The organism is Acinetobacter sp. YH12068_T, assembly GCF_024606005.1.
Lineage (GTDB): Bacteria > Pseudomonadota > Gammaproteobacteria > Pseudomonadales > Moraxellaceae > Acinetobacter > Acinetobacter amyesii.
In genome coordinates this window covers 2,023,360-2,042,691 of record NZ_CP094555.1, presented here as the reverse complement: position 1 = coordinate 2,042,691, position 19,332 = coordinate 2,023,360, and the positions used below count along the sequence as shown (strand labels likewise).

Here is a 19,332-nt window from a genome sequence, read left to right as displayed (position 1 = left end):
AATCGTTAGGCTATAGCCGTTCTTTTACGGTATAGGTCTTATGAAACAAGAAACTGCACTCAAGCTGCTCAAAGCAGGCGAAAATGTGTTTTTAACAGGTTCGGCTGGTGCAGGTAAAACTTATACTTTAAATCAGTACATCAATTATCTGAAAGCGCGCAAAGTGCCGGTGGCAATTACGGCTTCTACAGGGATTGCTGCAACCCATATGAATGGCATGACAATTCATACATGGGCAGGGATTGGGATTAAAGATGCGATTTCCGAAGATGAGTTAAAGCGCTTAAAAGAACGTAAATATTTAAAAGAGCATTTGGAAAATGCCCAAGTTTTAATCATCGATGAAATTTCGATGTTGCATGCCAAGCAATTAAACTTGGTGAATAAAGTTTTAAAATTTTTTAAAGACAGTGAAGATGCTTTTGGGGGGATTCAAGTCATTGTTGCAGGTGACTTCTTCCAGTTACCCCCTGTGGGACGCAAAGGTGAATTAAACCGTGACAAGTTTTGCTTTATGTCTGAGGCATGGGTAGAAGCGAAGTTTCGCGTGTGTTATTTGACCGAACAACATCGTCAGGGTAATGACTATCTCAATGATATTCTAAATGCGATTCGTGCTCAGCAAATTACTGGCGATCATTTGCATGCTTTAAGGCAGACAAGTTCACAAAATATAGGTGAAACCTTTACGCGCTTGTATACCCATAATATGGATGTAGATAGTATTAACTATAAACATCTAAATGAAATTGAGCAAGAATCTCGCCAGTTTGATGCCCAATGTGATGGTAATGATAAACTGATCGAAACCTTAAAATCTTCAGTGCGTGCGCCGGAAACTTTGACCTTAAAGAAAAATGCCAAAGTGATGTTTGTAAAAAACAACTTTGACGTGGGCTATATCAATGGCAGCCTCGGTGAAGTGATAGGTTTTGAAGAAGATGATGAATATGGCATCTTGCCTAAAGTAAAACTCACTGATGGCACGACCTTGGTGGTAGAACCTGAAACATGGTCTGTCGATAATGATGATGGTAAAACCATTGCCAGTTTCCAACAAATTCCCCTGCGTTTAGCCTGGGCGATCACCATTCATAAATCTCAAGGGATGACCCTTGCAGCGGCTGAAATTAACTTGACGCATACTTTTGAGAAAGGTCAGGGGTATGTGGCATTGTCTCGTTTAAAAACATTAGATGGTCTGCGTTTACTTGGCTTTAATGAACAAGCCTTAGAACTCGACAGTTTGGCCATTAAAGCTGATCGACGCTTTCAGGAACTCTCTGACGAAGCGGAAACCAATTTTGCAGAGGCCGATTTAACCGTTCAACACAAAGCCTTTATTCGCCATTGTGGCGGAACTCTGAATGAAGTGGAAATCGAGCGCAATGAAAAGAAAATTGCCAAAACTGGTGCGAAACAAAGCTTTGCCACAGCGACTTTAGATCAAACTCGGGAGTTGTTTGAGGAAGGTTATGAAATTCAAGATATTGCAGTGGAGCGTGGTTTAACACCTGCTACGATTATTAACCATTTGGCTCGTCTGCAAAAAGAGCAAGGTTTAGATATATCGGTGGCACATCCGGGAGAAGACGTGGTTGAGCAGGTGCGTAAAATCTATAAACGTTTGGCGAAACGACAAGACCCAGCACATTATAATGATGACGGCACGGTTAAGCTGCGCCCAATTGTGGAGTTGACCAGTCCACGCATGGGATATGACCAAGTTCGTTTGGCTTTATTATTTGTGGAATAACACATTCTTTGGATTACATACATTTAAAGCCAGATTGATCAATCTGGCTTTTTTAATAAGGGGCATCGTGTTTATTTTCATCCTTTGCATCTGCTTAAAAACGATGAATTGGTGGTTAAAGTTCCAAATAAAACTTTAAATGAATAAAACTTAATAAAATAATGATAAGATGAGTATAATTCATTAATGCTTTGCGAAAACTATTCGATTGCAAAGTTGCTCCCAAGTTTAGTTGAGAACAATCATGTTGGAATTACGCCATCTCAAAACCTTATTGGCACTCAGAGAACACGGTTCTTTGGTCGCTGCATCTAATGATCTGTGTTTAACGCCTTCTGCACTTTCACACCAGTTGAAAGAGCTAGATCATTGGTATGGGGTAGAGGTGGTGAACCGACGCACACGTCCTGTGTCTTTTTCGAATGTTGGGCAACGTTTACTACGCCTTGCCGATGACATTTTGCCGCAAGTTCAAATTGCGCAATCGGACATTACACGTATTGTGCATGGTCAAACTGGCCGAATTATTTTTTCTTCAGAATGTCATAGTTGCTTTGACTGGCTGATGCCGTTATTGAATGTCTACCGTCAGCAATACCCCGATGTAGATTTAGACTTTGCATCTGGCTTTGAAGCCAATCCGCATGAACTATTACAAACGGGCGAGTTTGATCTTCTGATTACGGCAGATCCGATTAATTTAAAAGGTGTGGAATATTTCCCAATCTTTGAATATGAGTCTCGTTTGGTATTGTCGAATACACATCCATTGGTTCGTGCGACAAATGTGACTGTTCAAGAATTAGCAGAAGAAACGCTGATTACCTATCCGGTCGATAAACATCGTTTAGATATCATGGCAAAATTATTTTTACCGGCCAATATTCAGCCTAAACACGTTCGTACTACAGATTTGACCCAGATGCTGATTCAGTTGGTTGCAAGTGGTCGTGGTATTGCGGCATTACCAGATTGGGTGGTAAATGAATATGAACAAAAAGGTTGGGTGACCTCTCGACGTTTAGATTGTGTTTCACCTGAAGGTTTAAGACGGACCTTGTACGCAGGCTATCGTACCGAAGAGGCTGAAAAAAGCTATTTTGAAGGCTTCCTAAAACAGTTGGCCAAATTCTCACAAAAGCGCAATCAATATTATTCCAACTAAGGAGGAGCTATGACTCAGAGTCTTTTTGTATACGGGACATGACGTCTAGGTCAGCCCAATGCACACGTGATGGAGCGTATTGGTGGCGAGTGGAAGAAAGGTGTAGTTTGGGGTGAATTAGAACATAAAGGCTGGGGTGCGGCGATGGGCAGTCCGGGTATTCGTTTATCGAAGGCAGGTCAAGCCATTGAAGGCTATGTTTTTATCTCTGAAAATTTAGTAGCACATTGGGCGGCTTTAGATGAATTTGAAGGGGCTGAATACCAACGTGAGGCTGTAGATGTGCAATTGGAAGGCGGAGAATGGATGCAGAGTGAAATTTACGCGTTGAAATAATATCGTGAGGGAGAGTCGTAAAATACGTGGGCCATACATCATGACTTTCCCCAACCTTCGATATGTGTATCGATGATTCTGCTTGCTCTGTTGTTTCCTTGAGTGCAATTTTTTAAAGAGCCGTATCTAAAAGAGTTGTATCTAAAGTGCTTGAATTCACAGAAATCACTTTAAGATTGCTATACAAGTGGATGAATAATTTTTAGAATTGAGCTGTATCTCACACTGAAACCTGTTTGAGCTCAATCATGCCGAATACTATAGAACCCTCACCAACTCAACTCATGTCTGTGATTCAAACGCAGACAGCTATTGCCAAATTGGGTTTAGATCTAAATGCGGTGATGACCGTGGTCGCAGAACAGGCGCAGCAGATTACACATGCTAAAGGTGCAGTTGTAGAGTTGGCTGAAGATGGTGATATGGTCTATCGTGCAGTGTCTGGCGGGGCGAGCCATTTACTGGGTTTAAGACTACATATTGAAAATAGTTTATCGGGTCTATGTATAGCGCAAAAACAAACACTGTATTGCCAAGATTCGGAAACAGATGCACGGGTAGATCGCGTGGCATGTCAACGTGTTGGATTGCGTTCGATGGCAGTAGTGCCATTGATTCATTGTGATGAAGGTGTCGGTGTTTTAAAGATTTACTCTGACCAAGTCGATGCCTTTCAGGAAGCTGATTTACATATATTGAGTTTGATGTCTGAGTTGATCGCTGCGGCGATGTACCATGCGACACGTTTCGGTGCGACAGAGCTATATAAATTGGCGACGCAAGATAGCTTAACAGGCTTAGCTAATCGGGCTTTGTTTGTCGACTTTTTACGCCAAGGGATAGAAAAAGCACGTGCGCAGAAAAAAGTGTTGGGTATCTTGATGATTGATATGGATGGTCTGAAGCCGATTAATGATCAGTTTGGACATCGCATTGGGGATGCTGCACTGAAAGAAATCGCGCAGCGCATTTTGCGTGAAACGCGTCAAGATGACTTGGTTGCACGCTTGGGCGGTGATGAATTTGCTGTGATTTTAACCAATATTGCCAACTTAGAGCGTGCGCAAAAGGCGATGAATCGAATCGCAGAAAGTTGCGGACTGCCATTTGCATTCGAGCAAATGAGCTTGAAAATTGGTGCTAGTATTGGCATGGCTTTATTTCCAGAGGATGCCGAATCCATCGATCAATTGGTCGAAATGGCTGATTTAAAAATGTACGCCAATAAGCGTGAACGGAAACAAGTAAATATTGAATAACTCACTGCCTAAATATCTCACTGCTTAAATAATTCACTCATAGTTATGCAGGTAAATTCGTTCACTACCTTCATATTATCTAAAGTATCGCAAAACGTTTTGATGAAAACTTGTCCTGTCTCAAACAAATGCAGATGAAATGACTAAGTATCGTTGTTTAATTTAAATCAAAGTGCGCTTAGCATGTGACGGTGCAAGATGATTAAATAATTGAAAAATCATCTAAGGTCATTTGTTTTTTGACTCAAAATAATATTTTGAATTGTTAAGCTGTGCACTATTGCATGGCGAAAAGAGCATGACAATTCAATGAAAGGAATGTCAAAAGATTTATTCATTATTGCGGCAGGTTTTATTGCTGCAATGCATATCGGGAAACTACCGCCCGCAATACCTGTATTACAGCAGCAACTCGGCATTAGCTTTATTCAATCTGGTTTATTGCTTTCATTGGTACAGGGCGCAGGAATGTGCTTTGCATTGTTGATTGGCAGTTATATCCAAAAAATTGGATTTAAGCTGTGTATTTTACTGGGCTTAAGTTTATTAACGATAGCAAGTGCATGGGGGAGCTTTGCACAAAGCTTTGATGTCTTGTTGCTACTGCGTGTCATAGAAGGATTTGGCTTCTTATTGGTGACACTCACAGGGCCTGCATTTATCCGTCAGCTTGTACCGCTACAGCACATCAGCGCAAAGATGGGACTGTGGAGTGCTTATATGGGCGGAGGTATGGGGATAGCATTATTGGTTGCGCCATTTCTAATTGCTCAATATGGTTGGAGTGTGGTTTGGCTCAGTTTCGCTATGATTACTGCAGCATTACTACTCTGTATCGCCATGTTTATTCCTCAGCCTAATGTGGCGCTGAATACAACACCTATTATTGGTCTCATTAGAGATACTTTGAAACATCCTGCAGCATGGCTTTTGGCGCTCATTTTTGGGACATATGCAGGGCAGTGGTTTGCATTGGTGGGCTTCTTACCGATGATTTATGCCCAAAACCAAATTTCAGCAGAACTGGCGGGTGCTTTAACAGCCAGTGTTGCCGTTGCGAATGCTGTGGGCACATGGGGGTGTGGACTGCTATTACAGCGTGGTTTTCAAGCTAAAACTTTAGTCCAACTGGGTTTTGCCGTCTTGATCATTTGCTCCTTAGGATTTTATCTCTTTAAAGATGCGTTACCGTTTTTACTGCAATATTTAACGGTGTTCAGTTTTTCGCTTTTTGGAGGCTTAGTTGCTGCGACGGTTTTTGCGCAAGCACTACATTTTGCACCTTATCCTGCGGCAATCAGTACGACGGTCGGCATGATTTTACAATGCTCTGCCATATCACAATTTGTTCTGCCACCTGTGATTGCCACTGTGGTTTCACAAACTGGAGCGTGGTTTTGGGCGGGTATATTGATGTCAGCATTATCATTCGTTGGAATCATGCTTAGTCGACGTTTATTTCAAATGCAGCATGGCTCAAATTAAAATTTTGTTAAACCGCTATGTCAGCAACGGCCTTATTGTTTAATCCCAATCAGTAGCGACAAGATGCCTGCTGCAATGAGTGGGCCGACAGGTACACCACGCAGCATGGCAACACCTGCGACTGTCCCAATTAATAGTCCGGCAACTACATCTGGCTGATTGGACATCAGTTTGACACCACGTCCGCCTAGCCATGCGACAAAGATGCCAATGGCGATTGCGACGAGGGATTTCCAACTTAAAAAGGATTTTAAAATCGAATCACCAGGAATTTTTCCGCTAGCGATCGGCGTGAGTACGCCAATGGTTAAAATAATAATGCCAATGTTTAAGCCATATTGTTGCAGATAGGGGAAAAATTCACTTAAAGGCGTGATGCGGAAAACAATCAAGACACCTGCAGCTATGGTGATCGCTGTATTGTGGCTAAAGATGCCACAAGCCAATAACACCAATAACACGATCAGATTTAAATCCAACTGAGACATAGGATATTCGTGAGAAACTTCAATAAATAATCAATAGTGTAGCGCAGAAACATTAAAAACTGGCGTTCAAGATTATTTCTACTATTTTTCCTGCAAGTTGGCTCGGTGTTCAGTATAAAATAGCAATATATGGTGTTTATTAGGTTGTTCTATGTTTTTGGAAAAAATGCTGCAATCACAAGGTTTTGGTTCGCGCAAATATTGCCAACAGTTGATTAAAAATGGTGCGGTCGAAATACGCGGTGAGATTGTAGATAATCCAAAGCAAAAACTGGACTTAAATGATTTAAGCTACAGTGTGAATGGTCAGGACTATGTCTATCGTGAGCATATATATATTGCGTTAAATAAACCCAAAGGTTATGAATGTTCGCATCAGGCAACCCATCATTTTAGTGTTTTTGAATTATTTGATGATGTGCTGTTAAATCGTGGTTTGCAATGCGTAGGGCGGCTGGATCAAGACACCACTGGACTGTTGCTGCTCACGGATGATGGTCAATATCTGCAAGCCCTGACACATCCTAAAAAGCATGTTGCCAAAGTGTATTCGATGCATACCGCAGATCCTGTGACGCCTGAGCAAATGCAACAATTGCAACAAGGCGTGGAGCTGCGAAACGAAAAAGGGATTTTCGCTGCAACCGATGTGCAGCTATTGGCTTCACAGCAATTACAAATGACTGTTCATCAAGGGGTATATCATCAAGTGAAGCGGATGTTGGCGGCTGTCGGTAATAAAGTTGAAACTTTACATCGTGCTCAAATTGGACAATTAAAGCTTGATGATCTCGCTGAGGGTGAGTGGATCTATTTAAATGCAGTGCAAATTGAACAATCGAAATTTCGTGAAAATGTCACTGCATAGTAATGTGTACTGGGCTTTGATACTTCATTATTCAAAGGATGAATGTGCGGTATTAAAACCCCTAAATATGTCTGCTAATTATTGATTTAAAGATGCGTTTCTAATATGCGTTGATGATGTTTTTAATGCCTAGCAGAGCATTAGCGAATAAAGTAATGATAGGTTTGAAATTCATCATCTTTAATGAAGCCCATCGATTCATAGAGTTGATGTGAGTGATAGTTATTTTTTTGAGTTTCGAGGCTGATTCGAAGCGCACCTTCATGTTGTGCAAAGAGAACTGCGGTATCGATCAATTGTTTGGCTGAACCCTGACGACGATATACAGGGCTGACATAGACATCATCTAAAATATAGTAGGTTGAACAAGCCACAGATGAAAAGCCTAAATACAGTAAGATAAACCCAGTAATCACTTCATCTTTTAGACAAATAAAAATTACGCTTTCATTATTTTCAAAACGTTGTCTTAGAAATTTATATGAGATATCAAGATTAGAAGAGGTGCCATAAAATTGGCGATATTCATCAAATAAAACAGCAAGTGGATGAAGGTCTACTTCTGTTGCGCGTCGAACAATCATTTTTTTCTATACTCCATGCTATTTTTATTAGTCTTGCATGAAGCATATCGAATTTTCGAAATTGGTTGATTTATAAATTGTTTATAAATGCGACAGTGTTAAGTTTTGTCACCTTCACCCAAAATTGCATTGAGTTCTTCAAACAAGTCGAGATGATCATCATCTAGTAATGGATCATTATTCAAAATTTCTAATTCCGCAGGACTAATTTCAGTGGTTGAAATAGCTTGGGCTTCTTGTTGTTTTAATTTGCGTAACTTAATCAATTGTTCAATATTGATATTTTGGTTTTCAATAGAGAAGGGGATCGATTTGGTTAAAACAACTTGTTTAAAGAATAGACGTACAGCCTGTGCAGGTGTAATGCCTAATTGTTTAAACACGGCAAAGGCCTGTTTCTTTTCCTGTGAATCGAGACGGATTTGGTAGACTTCAGTTTTTCTCATATTCTTAGAAAGCTTTTAAATACTTAACTTTTCGCATTTATTCTAATCAAAACTGTTATAAATTCAAGAAAGTTTGGCAGTATTTTATCAATTTAATGTAATGACAATAGATTTACAGTGTCAATTCATAGGCAGAACTGAATTGAAAAGCCTGCTCTGTCACAGGATCGATAAACTCAAGCTGTTTCGCAAGTAGTTGTAAAGGTTGGCTGAAATCGTCATCTGCCTTATGTTGTACTACTGGATAAAAGGGGTCATTTTGAATTGGAATGCCCAAAGCATTTAAATGCACACGAAGTTGGTGTTGCTTGCCGGTATGGGGCTTTAATTCATACTTTGCATGGTTTCCATGCTGCTGGAGGAGCTTAATGTATGTTTCACTATTTGGCTCACCATCTACCAGTTGCATTGTATAAAAAGGCTGACCTTTTTCCATACGATAGCGAGTTGTGATTGGGAAATTTAAGTCATCTCGAAAAGCTGCAATGGCATGATAGGTTTTTTTAACTTGCCGCTTGGCAAACATCTGTTGATATAGCCCACGGCTTTCGACACATTTGGAGAAGAGAACCACACCGGCAGTTTCACGATCTAAACGATGAATCGGTGTCAGGTGTTCAAGCTGCGTTTGTTTTTTGAGTCGAACCAACAAGGTTTCTTGTACATACTGACCGGTCGGACTCATGGTGAGAAAATGCGGTTTATCGACCACGATGAAATGATCATTTTCAAATAAAATCTGATGCTCAAAGGGAACATGGATTTCATACGCTAAGAATCGATAATAATAAACATGACGATTGGCTTCAAAATGACTGTCTAGTGTTAAAACGTCACCATTAGCAGCATAGACTAGACCATCCTTAAATCGTTGTTGCCACTCTGCTGCTTGGATATGAGGAAATTGCTCACACAAATATGCATAGACCGTTGTGGCTTGTGTGTGTTGACCGTCAAGGAAGACTTTACTGGCACTAACACCATTGATCATTGGGGGAGTAAATTCAAAACTGTGCATGAAGAAAGATCTAAAAACTGAGCAAATAAAGCAGAGAACACATCATGAAAAATGCTCAATCTATAGTGTGAACATATCCATTTTAGCCAGTGCGATGCTATCATATTTAATTCTTATGTACATGTTGTGAGTAATATGCAGTATTCATTCAGTCTGGAACTTAATAGTGAAGTCGATACCCAAAACTTAGCTACCGTACTGGCGACGCATTTTACGACGGGTGTAGCGTATTTAATTGGTGACTTGGGTGCAGGAAAGACCACGTTAACACGTTATTTTTTACAACACTTGGGTCATCAAGGTGCGGTAAAAAGTCCAACCTATACATTGGTTGAACCTTACAATATTCAAGGACAAGATATTTTTCATTTTGATTTATATCGTCTGAATGACCCTTATGAGCTTGAACTTATGGGTATCCGTGATTATTTAGAAACGCCGAACGCCCTATTTTTATTTGAATGGCCATCTAAAGGGGGCGACGAAATCCCTGAGGCTGATTTAATTATTAATATTGAAAAGTCTGCGGATGAAAGCACCCGTACAGCGACTTTAAGCTCTTCTTCAGAAACTTTGCAAAACGCTTTGGAGCAAAAATTTAACCATGCTGAATGAAATCAGTGCCCGCCGCATTCGAACGCTTGATCCTGCCTTAGCCAACCAAATTGCCGCAGGGGAAGTGATTGAACGTCCTGCTTCTGTGGTCAAAGAATTACTGGAAAATGCCATTGATGCAGGGGCGACTGAGCTGATTGTTCGTATTGAACAAGGCGGCAGTACACTGATTGAAATAATAGACAATGGTCGGGGTATTCACCCTGAAGATCTACCTTTGGCGGTCATGCGCCATGCCACAAGTAAAATCCAAACTGCTGAAGATTTGCATGCCATTGTAAGTCTAGGTTTTCGTGGGGAAGCCTTGGCTTCGATCGCTGCGGTGTCTCGTTTGACATTGACCAGTAGCCAAAATGATGACGGTGTAGGCTATCAGGTCGAAGTAAATGGCACCGCATTTGATTCGCAAGAAATTCAGCCTGTGGCAGCGACGCAAGGCACCACCATCCGTGTGCAAGATTTATTTTTTAATGTGCCTGCACGGCGTAAGTTCCTCAAAAAACCGGGGACTGAGTTTGGACATATCGAAGAAATTGTCCGTCGTTTGGCACTGACCCATTTTGATATACGTTTTGTCCTTGAGCATAACAATAGCATTAAGCTGAACTTGCCTATTGCAGATAGTGGTGCGCTGCGTTTTCAGCGGGTGCAACAATTATTAGGCCGTCAATTTACTGAAAATGCGTACTGGATAGATGCTGATAGCGTCAATATGCGTCTCAGTGGTTGGTTAGGCCATCCTTCAGATGCACGTGCGCAGGCCGATATGCAATATGTCTATGTGAATGGACGTATCGTAAAAGACAAGACCGTTTCACATGCACTTCGCATGGCCTATGATGGTATTTTGCATGGACATCAACATGCGGCTTATTTGTTATTTATGGAAGTTGATCCAGAAAATATCGATGTGAATGTGCATCCAACCAAGCATGAAATACGTTTTCTAAATCAACGTGAAGTACATGAGTTTGTGCGCCATTTTGTCAAATCGACTTTAGCGCAATTTCAAACCGCGACCGCCGAATTGTCCTCTGCAATGAAACTTGATGGGCAGGCACACGAAAATATTATTCCGCAGCCGCGTCATCAGGAACAATTTTCATTACATCAACCTCAGCCAGTTGCAGAGCAAGGCACAAATTTTGTCAGTCCAGAGATCGCAGGCGGGCTTACTGATTTTAGTTCGCCAGCTGCTGTGCAATATGCTTCAAATCATGCGTCAACAGGGCAAGAAGGGTATACACAGCAAAATTCAAATGCATCGAACAATAGCACTGGATATCAGTCAAATATAGCGGGTTCCAGACAGCTCAATAATGCATTGCAAAGTTATTTAGCGCCTTTACGTCAAACTGAGTCTTCAAATGATCCTGATACTTCTTTGGCTGAACATATTCAGCAGAAAGTCGATGAGCATCCTTTGGGGATTGCCATTGCGCAATTGCATGGTATTTATATTTTGGCCCAAAACACCGAAGGTTTAATCATTGTTGATATGCATGCGGCGCATGAGCGCATTGTTTTACAACAAATGAAAACGGCTTGGGATAAACCTGAGTTTTGGACATCACAGCAATTGCTGATTCCTAAAGTCGTCAGTATCAGTCGGATGCAAGCGATGCGCGTCGATGAGCTCAAAGAACAATTGGCACGCCTAGGTTTAGAAATAGACCAATATGGCGATGAGCAAGTCATTGTTCGTGGTGTTCCTGCCATTTTGCATAAAGCAGACTTTGATGCGCTGATTCCAGATTTATTAAATGATTTAGACCCAAGTGATCAGGTTGCAGGGTTACTACAAAAGCGTGATCAAATATTGGCAGGCATGGCCTGTCATGGCGCTGTACGCGCACACCGTATTTTAAGTCTATCTGAAATGAATGCATTACTGCGTCAGATGGAACAAACTGAATTTGCCAGCCAATGTAACCATGGGCGTCCGACGTGGCGTGCGTTTCCATTGGCACAGCTAGATAAACTTTTTGCTCGGGGAGAGTAGTTTTACATGTCAAATCAATTGCCGGTCATCAACTTAATGGGACCAACTGCAAGCGGTAAAACCGCCTTGGCATGTGAGTTATACGAGCAAGGTGGATTCGAATTAATTTCAGTCGATTCTGCTTTGGTTTTTCAGGATATGGATATTGGTACGGCCAAGCCGAGTAAAGCTGAGTTGGAGAAATATCCACATCATTTGATTGATATTATCAGTCCGCTAGAAGTGTATTCGGCAGCGAACTTTGTGGAAGATGCGTGTGTACTGATTGATGATATGCATGTACGAGGTAAAACACCGATTTTAGTCGGTGGTACAATGTTGTATTACAAGGCTTTATTGGAAGGGTTGTCTTCAAACTTACCAAGTGCAGACTATGCTGTACGTGCTGAAATTGAAGCCAAAGCTGAGTCGCAAGGTTGGGATGCTGTATATGCAGAACTGTGCAATGTAGACCCATTGGCAGGTGAAAAATTTAAACCGAGTGATAAGCAACGAATTATCCGTGCGCTCGAAGTTTTTAAATTAACAGGTAAACCCATTACGCAGTTACAAGCTGAGCAACCTAAAAACGTACCATACCGTTACAATTTTCATAATTACGCATTATTGCCAGACCGATTAGAATTACATGAGCGTATAGCTCAACGTCTAAAAACAATGTGGGAAATTGGATTTTTAAATGAAGTGAAAGCTCTCATTGAAAAATACGATTTAGATGAAAATTTACCCTCTATGCGCTCAGTTGGATATCGTCAAGCTTTAGATTTTTTGAAAAATAGTGATCAAAGTAGCGAAAAACAGCGTGAAATGGAGGATAAGGCACTTTTTGCAACACGACAACTTGCAAAACGTCAATATACTTGGTTAAGATCTTTGCAAGAAACGCATAAATTTACTACATATTTAACTGCGCAGCAGGCTCAAGAAGACTTGCGAAAGTGCTACGGATAAAGCAAAATTTACAGACTACCTTTTTGATAATTTTTAATTGAAAAGTAAAGGTAGCTTTTGCGCTGATTTTTATTATTTTTTGGAGTTATAACATGTCTAAAGGTCAAACTTTACAAGATCCGTTCTTAAATTCTCTCCGTAAAGAACGTATTCCTGTGTCGATCTTCCTTGTCAACGGTATTAAATTACAAGGTCATATTGAATCTTTCGACCAATACGTTGTTTTATTAAAAAATACTGTAAGCCAAATGGTTTACAAACACGCTATTTCAACTGTTGTTCCGGCACGTAACCCACGTCCTGCTGGTGCTCCTGCTGGTGCTCAAGGCGCTGCCGGCTTCGGTGGTCAACAAGGCGGCTTCGGCGGTCAACAAGGTGGCTTTGGTGGCCAAGGCGGCTTTGGTGGTCAAGGTGGCTTCGGTGGTCAAGGTGGCTTCGGTGGCCAAGGTGGCTTCGGTGGTCAAGGTGGTTTTGGCTCTCAAGGTGGCTTCGGTGGTCAAGGTGGCTTTGGCGGTCAAAGTGGCTTCGGCGGTCAAAATGCTGGTTTTGATGGCGAAACTAAATTTGAAGATGCTCAAGACGACGAAAACAATAATCGTTAATTGAATTAAAAAAACCTCCCAAATGGGAGGTTTTTTTTGCCTATAAAAGAGTAGATTGTTTTCACAAAGGGTATGTAATAATTACTAAAGTGCTGAATGATGATAAGAATCGACATAAAAAAACCAGCCGAAGCTGGTTTTTTGTTTATTCACTTATTTCTTTTTACGATCTAGAGTAGGATCTTTAATTTCAACATAGGCATTGTTGCGAATTTCACGTAACCAGCTGTCCAGTTCAGTGTCAAATTGACGTTCACCTAAAATCTGACGGGCCATACGTTCTTGTACTTCATGTGTCATATCTTGTTGACGTGTATCGGTCACTTGAAGGATGTGCCAACCAAACTGTGACTGAAAAGGCTTGCTGATTTCACCTTTCGCTGTTGATTTCATCATTGCTTCAAATTCTGGAACCATCACACCTGGGCTAACCCAACCTAAACTACCACCATTGGCAGCAGAACCAGTGTCATTCGAGAACGTTGAAGCCAAGACCGCAAAATCTTCACCCTTTTGCAGGCGATTATACAAGTTGTCGATCATTTGCTTGGCATTTTCAGGACTCACGACCTCAGATGGTTGAATCAGGATATGGCGAGTTTGGTATTGAGGAACAATGGCTTTTTGTTCGCCACTTTTACGGTCGACCAATTTTAAAACATGAACGCCATCACGTACTGAAATTAGTTCAGTGGTTTGACCAACTTGCAAAGGAGCTACACGTGCAGCAAGTTCATCTGGAATATCAGATAAGTTGCGGAAGCCCATATCGGCACCGTCAACTTTAATATCTTTGGTACTGTATTTGCTAGTAATCGCTTTTACATCGTTGCTTGCTGCAAGTTCTTTACGAATGTCTTCCGCGATTTTAACGGCATTATCACTGCTAGCTACACGTACATGTAAGACATGAACTTGATTACCTAACGCAGCTTGACCTTGTGGTGAGCTTAAGAAGTTTTTCACATCTTGGTCACTGATTTGAATGCGAGAAGTGACCAACTGTTGGCGTAGACGTTGTAACGCGATGTCTTCAGCGATGCGTGCACGTAAACCTGCATAGGTATTTGGCGCAACAGCATCTAATTTTTGCTGAAACGCTTCTAAACTTGGGGAGCCTGCGTCTTTTGCAACTTTAAGTACGGCTTCATTGAGCGATTTTTCATCCGCTTTGACATTATAGCGTTTCACTTGTTCAAGCTGTGCTTGACGCGAAATCAGCTGTTCTAAAGCTTGTTGCTGCAAATATTCAGTCGGTGGGACGGTTTGTTTTTTTGCTTGAAGTTGGTGAGTGATCTCGGCAATGCTTTGATCAAGATCACTACGTAGAATCACGCTATTGTCAACGACAGCTACAATTTCATCTTTAGGTTGCGCAGCAGCAAATACAGATACAGAAGTCGATAGGCAAAGTGCCAAGGCTGACGCTTTAAAAATTTGTTTTAACTGTTTTGTCTTCATTAACGTTCTGTCCAAGATTGATTAATATTGTTAAAACCCAACACTCTGTTTTCAAGCAAAGAGGTTAATTTATTGTTGAAGCCACCTAAACCTTTTAGGGTGAACTCCGCCATAATGGCACGTTTTGGTTTAACATCTGAAGATGTTACATCATCTAAATCGTTATAGTACGAACGACCATAAACTGAAACACCCCAGCAGCATGACTCGTAGTTCACACCAAGTAAATATTCACGCGCAATACTGTTGTCGAGGTCATATTGTGCATGACCGATAATACGCCAGTTATTGTGTAAAGGTTGAATAAACGATGCTACTGCTTGGTCATAGCTGTCTTGGCGGTTCGGAATGTCTTTACGATAGAAATAACCGACATTGTATAAATTGCCTTTATTTCCTGTGTAATACATTTGAATATCGCGCTGAGCATTATCACCATTCGCCATCCATGCTGAATTGGCATTCACACTGATGCTGTCAGATAGTTGGCTAGAAATGCTCACGACAGGGCCGGTATGGCGTTCGGTATCAAATTTATCAGAGACGTTGTTCAGTGTGACACGACGGTCTTCAAAATAGAAACTTTGACCAACGCTGGCTTTTAAACGCTCAAGACCAACATCATCAAATAAACTATAGCTCAAGCCTAGAGATGCGAAGTTGTTGTCTTCTAAACGGTCATTACCATAGAACCGACGCGGACTAAATAACTGGTCATAATTAATTGACGCTGTAGTTGAGTCAAAGTTCGGATTAGTGTCTTGGTTTTTGTATGGAGAATACGCATAGAAGAAGCGTGGCGTTAAGGTTTGAAGATAACGACCTTCGCGCTCCATCACAAGACCCGCATCTAAAGTGAATTGCGGTACAACGACCGATTTACTTTCATTTGATGAACTAATGTTTTGTGCATTAACGGTGTCTTGATCGTAAATCGTGTTGACGTTGCGAATAGACACTTCTGGTATTACAAAAGACCATGGGTTACGATAGTTATAACGTACACTAAAGTCGTTATAAATACGTGCGCCGCTTGGCTCATACATTGGCGAATCGCCAGTATTGCTTGGAATATTATTACTACGTAAGTTCTTTTTGAAGTAAGCCGTATCGTTGTTAAATTCGTACTGTAAGCCGAGCGGATTACCAGTCTTGTAGTTCAGTAGGAATTGCGGCAAGCGCGCATATGGACGGTCTTCATCACTGACAGTTTTATCCAGTGTTTGGAAGTCTTCCACTTTGAGCTGTGCTTTTAGGCCAGGGATACCATTTTTATAATTGAGTTCCCATGCACGGCGTAAGTTCAGGTCAGTTTTTGAGTTTGGATTATTATTGAGATCTGAGAAATAGTCTTTATCAGATGCATAATTGTATTCTAAATTGGTTGTAAATTGATCGTTAATTTTCCAGTTATGTAGGAAATGTAAATCTTTACGATCTTGATCGCCATACTTTTGGTCGGATGGTAAATAACCACCCCACACCATCCCTGAACCAAAGTTTTTGGTCAAATAACGGAATTCGCCTTCCATCATTGGACCGCGGTCTGCAATATAACGTGGTGTTACCGTAGCATCATAGTTTGGTGCAAGATTCAGATAAATCGGTACTGCAAGCTCAATACCACCGTCATTGGTAAAACCAAAGCTTGGGGTCAAAATACCTGTGGTACGGCGGTCATCAATCGGGAAGTTGAAGTAGGGTACAGCCATGACAGGAACATCTTTTACATAAAGTGTTGTTCCTTTGGTTTCACCACGACCAGTTTCTTGATTCAGCTTAATTTTGTCTGCTTGAATTTTCCACGTTGGTTTTTCATCGGGTGGACAAGTGGTATAAACAGCGTTTTCTAATTCGAGTGTTTCGGTTGAAGTACGTGAAATTTTTTCAGCACGACCATGCGCATGCTGCTGTTCAGCAATAAAGAAGCTGTTATTTAAATCACCCTGTTGGGTTTTTAAATTGTAATCTATTGAATCGCTTTGAGAAATCAGCCCTGACTGTGCCATTTGTACGCGGCCAGAAGCATTGGCATAGGTTTGGGTTTTATCAATTTTGATTTGATCGGCACGAATTTGACGACCTTCTTGGTCAATCAGAACATTACCTTCAAGAATGGAGTCGCCATTCGGGTCAAAATGACCATAGTCTGCGGTAATGGTAGAGGTTGCATCTTCAGGTGCGACTGCTTTCGTTGTTGGAGCAACTGGGGTAATCCAGGTGCCTGTACAAAACGCAGAACTTAATTGATTGGTGTTGCGAATCTGTGCTTCAGGTGCAGATTTATCGACATAATATTGTTCGAAGAACTGCTGCCCCGGATAAGCTTCTGAAATGCTTTGTTTGAGTTGTTCTGTATCGTCATCCGTGGACGGGTTTGAAACAGGTGCTGCATAGCTTGGTAACGAGCTACCACATAGAAGGGTTAAGATCGCAGTCGCTAAAGGATTAAATTTAAACTGATGCTTCATTTGTCTCATTAACCAGGTATGCTTAATCGCAATTAATTATTGTCGCATCATAGAGAAAAAGTTGATAAGTAGCTACACTTAGCACTTTAAAAACTCAGCCTGTATTAGAATTTATCGCAAATGAATACACAACGTGAACAATTGATACAAACATGGATTTCATCTGTACTCGGTTCAGATCAATTTGAAATTAACTTCTTAGCAGGCGATGCAAGCTTCCGTCGTTATGCACGAATCAAATTGAATAATAAAACATTTATGCTCATGGATGCACCACCAGAAAAAGAAGATTGTGGTCCTTTTGTGTCGATTGATGAATTTTTTGATGCACATGGCGTGCGTGTACCACATATCGTGGCCAAAGACCTCGATCAAGGCTTCTTATTGTTAGAAGATTTTGGTGATGTTTTATTGTCGACGTTGTTGAATGATCAAACCGTAGACGCACATTATGCTCAAAGTTTTAAACAGTTGATTCAATTGCAGTCAATTGATGGAACTGCTCATTTTCCTGCATATGCCTATGAAAAGCTGATTTCTGAAATGGAGCTGTTAACCGATTGGTTATTGCCATCTCTACAAGTGCAGCCTACTGAAGAAGAATCGGCACTGATTAAACGTACCTTTGCTATCTTAGCCAATGCTGCATTGGCTCAGCCTCAAGTGATTGTGCATCGTGATTTTCATAGCCGTAATTTGATGGTACTTGATGGTGAGCAAGATCAGGGTGTGATTGACTTCCAAGATGCTGTGATTGGCGCAGATACTTATGATTTGATTTCTATTACTCGTGATGCTTATGTGCAGTGGAATGCAGATCGTGTTTATGCATGGTTTAAGACGTTCTATGATTTGCTACCTGCATCGGCTAAAGAAGGTCGTAACTTTGAGCAATTCAAACAAGACGCTGACCTGATGGCGATTCAACGTCATATCAAAATTTTAGGTATTTTTGTGCGCTTATTTGAGCGTGATGGTAAGTCAGGTTATCTCAAAGATTTGCCTCGTGTGATGTGGTATTTACTTGAAGAAAGTAAACCATATGCAGAATTACAACCTTTTATGCAATTTATTCAGGATAAAGTATTGCCGAAATTTGAAGCCAAATACGGCACTTATGAGGTTGTTGCATAATGAAAGCCATGATTTTAGCGGCGGGTCTCGGAAATCGGATGCGCCCTTTAACATTGTATAAGCCAAAGCCTTTGCTTGAAGTGGGTGGAAAACCACTGATTGTTTGGCATATAGAAAAGCTAAAAAAAATTGGCGTAACTGAAATTATCATCAATTCTGCATGGCTTGCAGATATCCTGATTGGTACTTTGGGTGATGGTTCGCAGTTTGGTGTGAATATTCGCTGGACACGTGAAGCGGAAGGTCTGGAAACAGCTGGTGGCATTATTAATGCTTTACCTTTGCTTGGGACAGAACCGTTTATTTTGGTGAATGGTGACGTTTGGACGACCTACGATTTTTCAGCTTTGCTCAATATTGAGCTAAATGATGACTTGGCACACTTGGTCTATGTGACTAACCCAGCGCAACATCCTAAGGGTGATTTTATCTTGGATGCTGGGCGTAGTTATACCTTTGAGCAAGAACATGCAGGCGAGGCACTCACCTATAGCGGAATCGCAGTTATACATCCAAATATGTTTGATGGATTGGAAGCTGGTAAGCGTCCGCTCGCACCATTATTGAAACAAGCCATGTTGGATGGAAAAATTTCTGCAGAGAAAATGCAAACTGCGTGGGTTGATGTTGGCACACCTGAGCGTTTAAGTGATCTAGATCTACAGATTCGCCAAGGCATGTACGATTAAGT

General features: G+C 41.1%; 18 protein-coding genes. 12 read left to right on the top strand and 6 right to left on the bottom strand.

Features of this window, described 5'->3' with window-relative positions; translation table 11 throughout:
- The first annotated feature begins 40 nt into the window (after nucleotides 1–40).
- The 5 genes from MST18_RS09915 (at nucleotide 41) to MST18_RS09895 (ending at nucleotide 6,001) form a co-directional block, all read left to right on the top strand.
- On the top strand, nucleotides 41–1,756 hold the full coding sequence (locus MST18_RS09915; protein ID WP_180003112.1) for an AAA family ATPase: 1,716 nt from the start codon (nucleotides 41–43) through the stop codon (nucleotides 1,754–1,756).
- Nucleotides 1,757–2,000: 244 nt separating this feature from the next.
- The gene (locus tag MST18_RS09910; protein WP_180132980.1) at nucleotides 2,001–2,921 is read left to right on the top strand and encodes a LysR family transcriptional regulator; all 921 of its coding nucleotides are present in this window, start codon (nucleotides 2,001–2,003) and stop codon (nucleotides 2,919–2,921) included.
- A gap of 69 nt (nucleotides 2,922–2,990) precedes the next feature.
- Complete coding sequence (locus tag MST18_RS09905; RefSeq protein ID WP_257227503.1) at nucleotides 2,991–3,257, top strand: gamma-glutamylcyclotransferase family protein; 267 nt, start codon at nucleotides 2,991–2,993, stop codon at nucleotides 3,255–3,257.
- Nucleotides 3,258–3,505: 248 nt separating this feature from the next.
- Nucleotides 3,506–4,516 carry a sensor domain-containing diguanylate cyclase gene (locus MST18_RS09900; RefSeq protein WP_180132981.1) on the top strand — a complete coding sequence of 337 codons (1,011 nt, stop codon included), beginning with the start codon at nucleotides 3,506–3,508 and terminating at the stop codon, nucleotides 4,514–4,516.
- Between the two features lie 309 nt (nucleotides 4,517–4,825).
- Nucleotides 4,826–6,001, top strand: a complete 1,176-nt coding sequence (locus MST18_RS09895) for a CynX/NimT family MFS transporter (protein ID WP_180088538.1) — start codon at nucleotides 4,826–4,828, stop codon at nucleotides 5,999–6,001.
- A gap of 32 nt (nucleotides 6,002–6,033) precedes the next feature.
- On the opposite strand, the gene MST18_RS09890 is transcribed toward MST18_RS09895, so the two are convergent.
- The gene (locus MST18_RS09890; protein WP_111885075.1) at nucleotides 6,034–6,489 is read right to left on the bottom strand and encodes a DUF441 domain-containing protein; all 456 of its coding nucleotides are present in this window, start codon (nucleotides 6,487–6,489) and stop codon (nucleotides 6,034–6,036) included.
- A gap of 151 nt (nucleotides 6,490–6,640) precedes the next feature.
- On the opposite strand from MST18_RS09890, the gene MST18_RS09885 reads away from it, so the two are divergent.
- Entirely contained in the window at nucleotides 6,641–7,357 is a 717-nt protein-coding gene (locus MST18_RS09885) for a pseudouridine synthase (protein WP_180132982.1), read from the top strand.
- A gap of 140 nt (nucleotides 7,358–7,497) precedes the next feature.
- Here MST18_RS09885 and MST18_RS09880 read toward each other — a convergent pair whose 3' ends face one another.
- The 3 genes from MST18_RS09880 to MST18_RS09870 all read right to left on the bottom strand — a co-directional run bounded on the left by MST18_RS09880 (nucleotide 7,498) and on the right by MST18_RS09870 (nucleotide 9,405).
- Nucleotides 7,498–7,941: a GNAT family N-acetyltransferase gene (locus MST18_RS09880; RefSeq protein ID WP_180132983.1), complete on the bottom strand. Its 444-nt coding sequence runs from the start codon at nucleotides 7,939–7,941 to the stop codon at nucleotides 7,498–7,500.
- Nucleotides 7,942–8,039: 98 nt separating this feature from the next.
- Entirely contained in the window at nucleotides 8,040–8,387 is a 348-nt protein-coding gene (locus MST18_RS09875; protein WP_078189014.1) for a type II toxin-antitoxin system RelB/DinJ family antitoxin, read from the bottom strand.
- A gap of 112 nt (nucleotides 8,388–8,499) precedes the next feature.
- On the bottom strand, nucleotides 8,500–9,405 hold the full coding sequence (locus tag MST18_RS09870; RefSeq protein WP_180132984.1) for a pseudouridine synthase: 906 nt from the start codon (nucleotides 9,403–9,405) through the stop codon (nucleotides 8,500–8,502).
- 135 nt (nucleotides 9,406–9,540) lie between these two features.
- Here MST18_RS09870 and tsaE point away from each other — a divergent pair, with 135 nt between their 5' ends.
- From tsaE to hfq, 4 genes are all read left to right on the top strand, one after another.
- Complete coding sequence (gene tsaE, locus MST18_RS09865; protein WP_111885072.1) at nucleotides 9,541–10,020, top strand: tRNA (adenosine(37)-N6)-threonylcarbamoyltransferase complex ATPase subunit type 1 TsaE; 480 nt, start codon at nucleotides 9,541–9,543, stop codon at nucleotides 10,018–10,020.
- On the top strand, nucleotides 10,010–12,022 hold the full coding sequence (mutL, locus tag MST18_RS09860) for a DNA mismatch repair endonuclease MutL (protein ID WP_180059020.1): 2,013 nt from the start codon (nucleotides 10,010–10,012) through the stop codon (nucleotides 12,020–12,022). Before tsaE ends, mutL begins: the two co-directional genes overlap by 11 nt.
- 6 nt (nucleotides 12,023–12,028) lie before the next feature.
- A complete protein-coding gene (gene miaA / locus MST18_RS09855) occupies nucleotides 12,029–12,973 on the top strand; it encodes a tRNA (adenosine(37)-N6)-dimethylallyltransferase MiaA (RefSeq protein ID WP_180034682.1) in 945 nt (314 codons plus the stop codon).
- 92 nt (nucleotides 12,974–13,065) lie between these two features.
- Nucleotides 13,066–13,575 carry an RNA chaperone Hfq gene (gene hfq / locus MST18_RS09850; protein WP_168378882.1) on the top strand — a complete coding sequence of 170 codons (510 nt, stop codon included), beginning with the start codon at nucleotides 13,066–13,068 and terminating at the stop codon, nucleotides 13,573–13,575.
- 153 nt (nucleotides 13,576–13,728) lie between these two features.
- On the opposite strand, the gene MST18_RS09845 is transcribed toward hfq, so the two are convergent.
- Both MST18_RS09845 and MST18_RS09840 read right to left on the bottom strand, forming a co-directional pair.
- Nucleotides 13,729–15,036 carry a peptidylprolyl isomerase gene (locus tag MST18_RS09845; RefSeq protein ID WP_180132985.1) on the bottom strand — a complete coding sequence of 436 codons (1,308 nt, stop codon included), beginning with the start codon at nucleotides 15,034–15,036 and terminating at the stop codon, nucleotides 13,729–13,731.
- A complete protein-coding gene (locus MST18_RS09840; protein WP_180132986.1) occupies nucleotides 15,036–17,507 on the bottom strand; it encodes an LPS-assembly protein LptD in 2,472 nt (823 codons plus the stop codon). The genes MST18_RS09845 and MST18_RS09840 overlap by 1 nt, the downstream gene beginning before the upstream one ends.
- A gap of 120 nt (nucleotides 17,508–17,627) precedes the next feature.
- Here MST18_RS09840 and MST18_RS09835 point away from each other — a divergent pair, with 120 nt between their 5' ends.
- Nucleotides 17,628–18,641 carry an aminoglycoside phosphotransferase family protein gene (locus MST18_RS09835; RefSeq protein ID WP_180023919.1) on the top strand — a complete coding sequence of 338 codons (1,014 nt, stop codon included), beginning with the start codon at nucleotides 17,628–17,630 and terminating at the stop codon, nucleotides 18,639–18,641.
- A complete protein-coding gene (gene murU, locus MST18_RS09830) occupies nucleotides 18,641–19,330 on the top strand; it encodes an N-acetylmuramate alpha-1-phosphate uridylyltransferase MurU (RefSeq protein WP_180023918.1) in 690 nt (229 codons plus the stop codon). Before MST18_RS09835 ends, murU begins: the two co-directional genes overlap by 1 nt.
- Nucleotides 19,331–19,332: the final 2 nt, after the last annotated feature.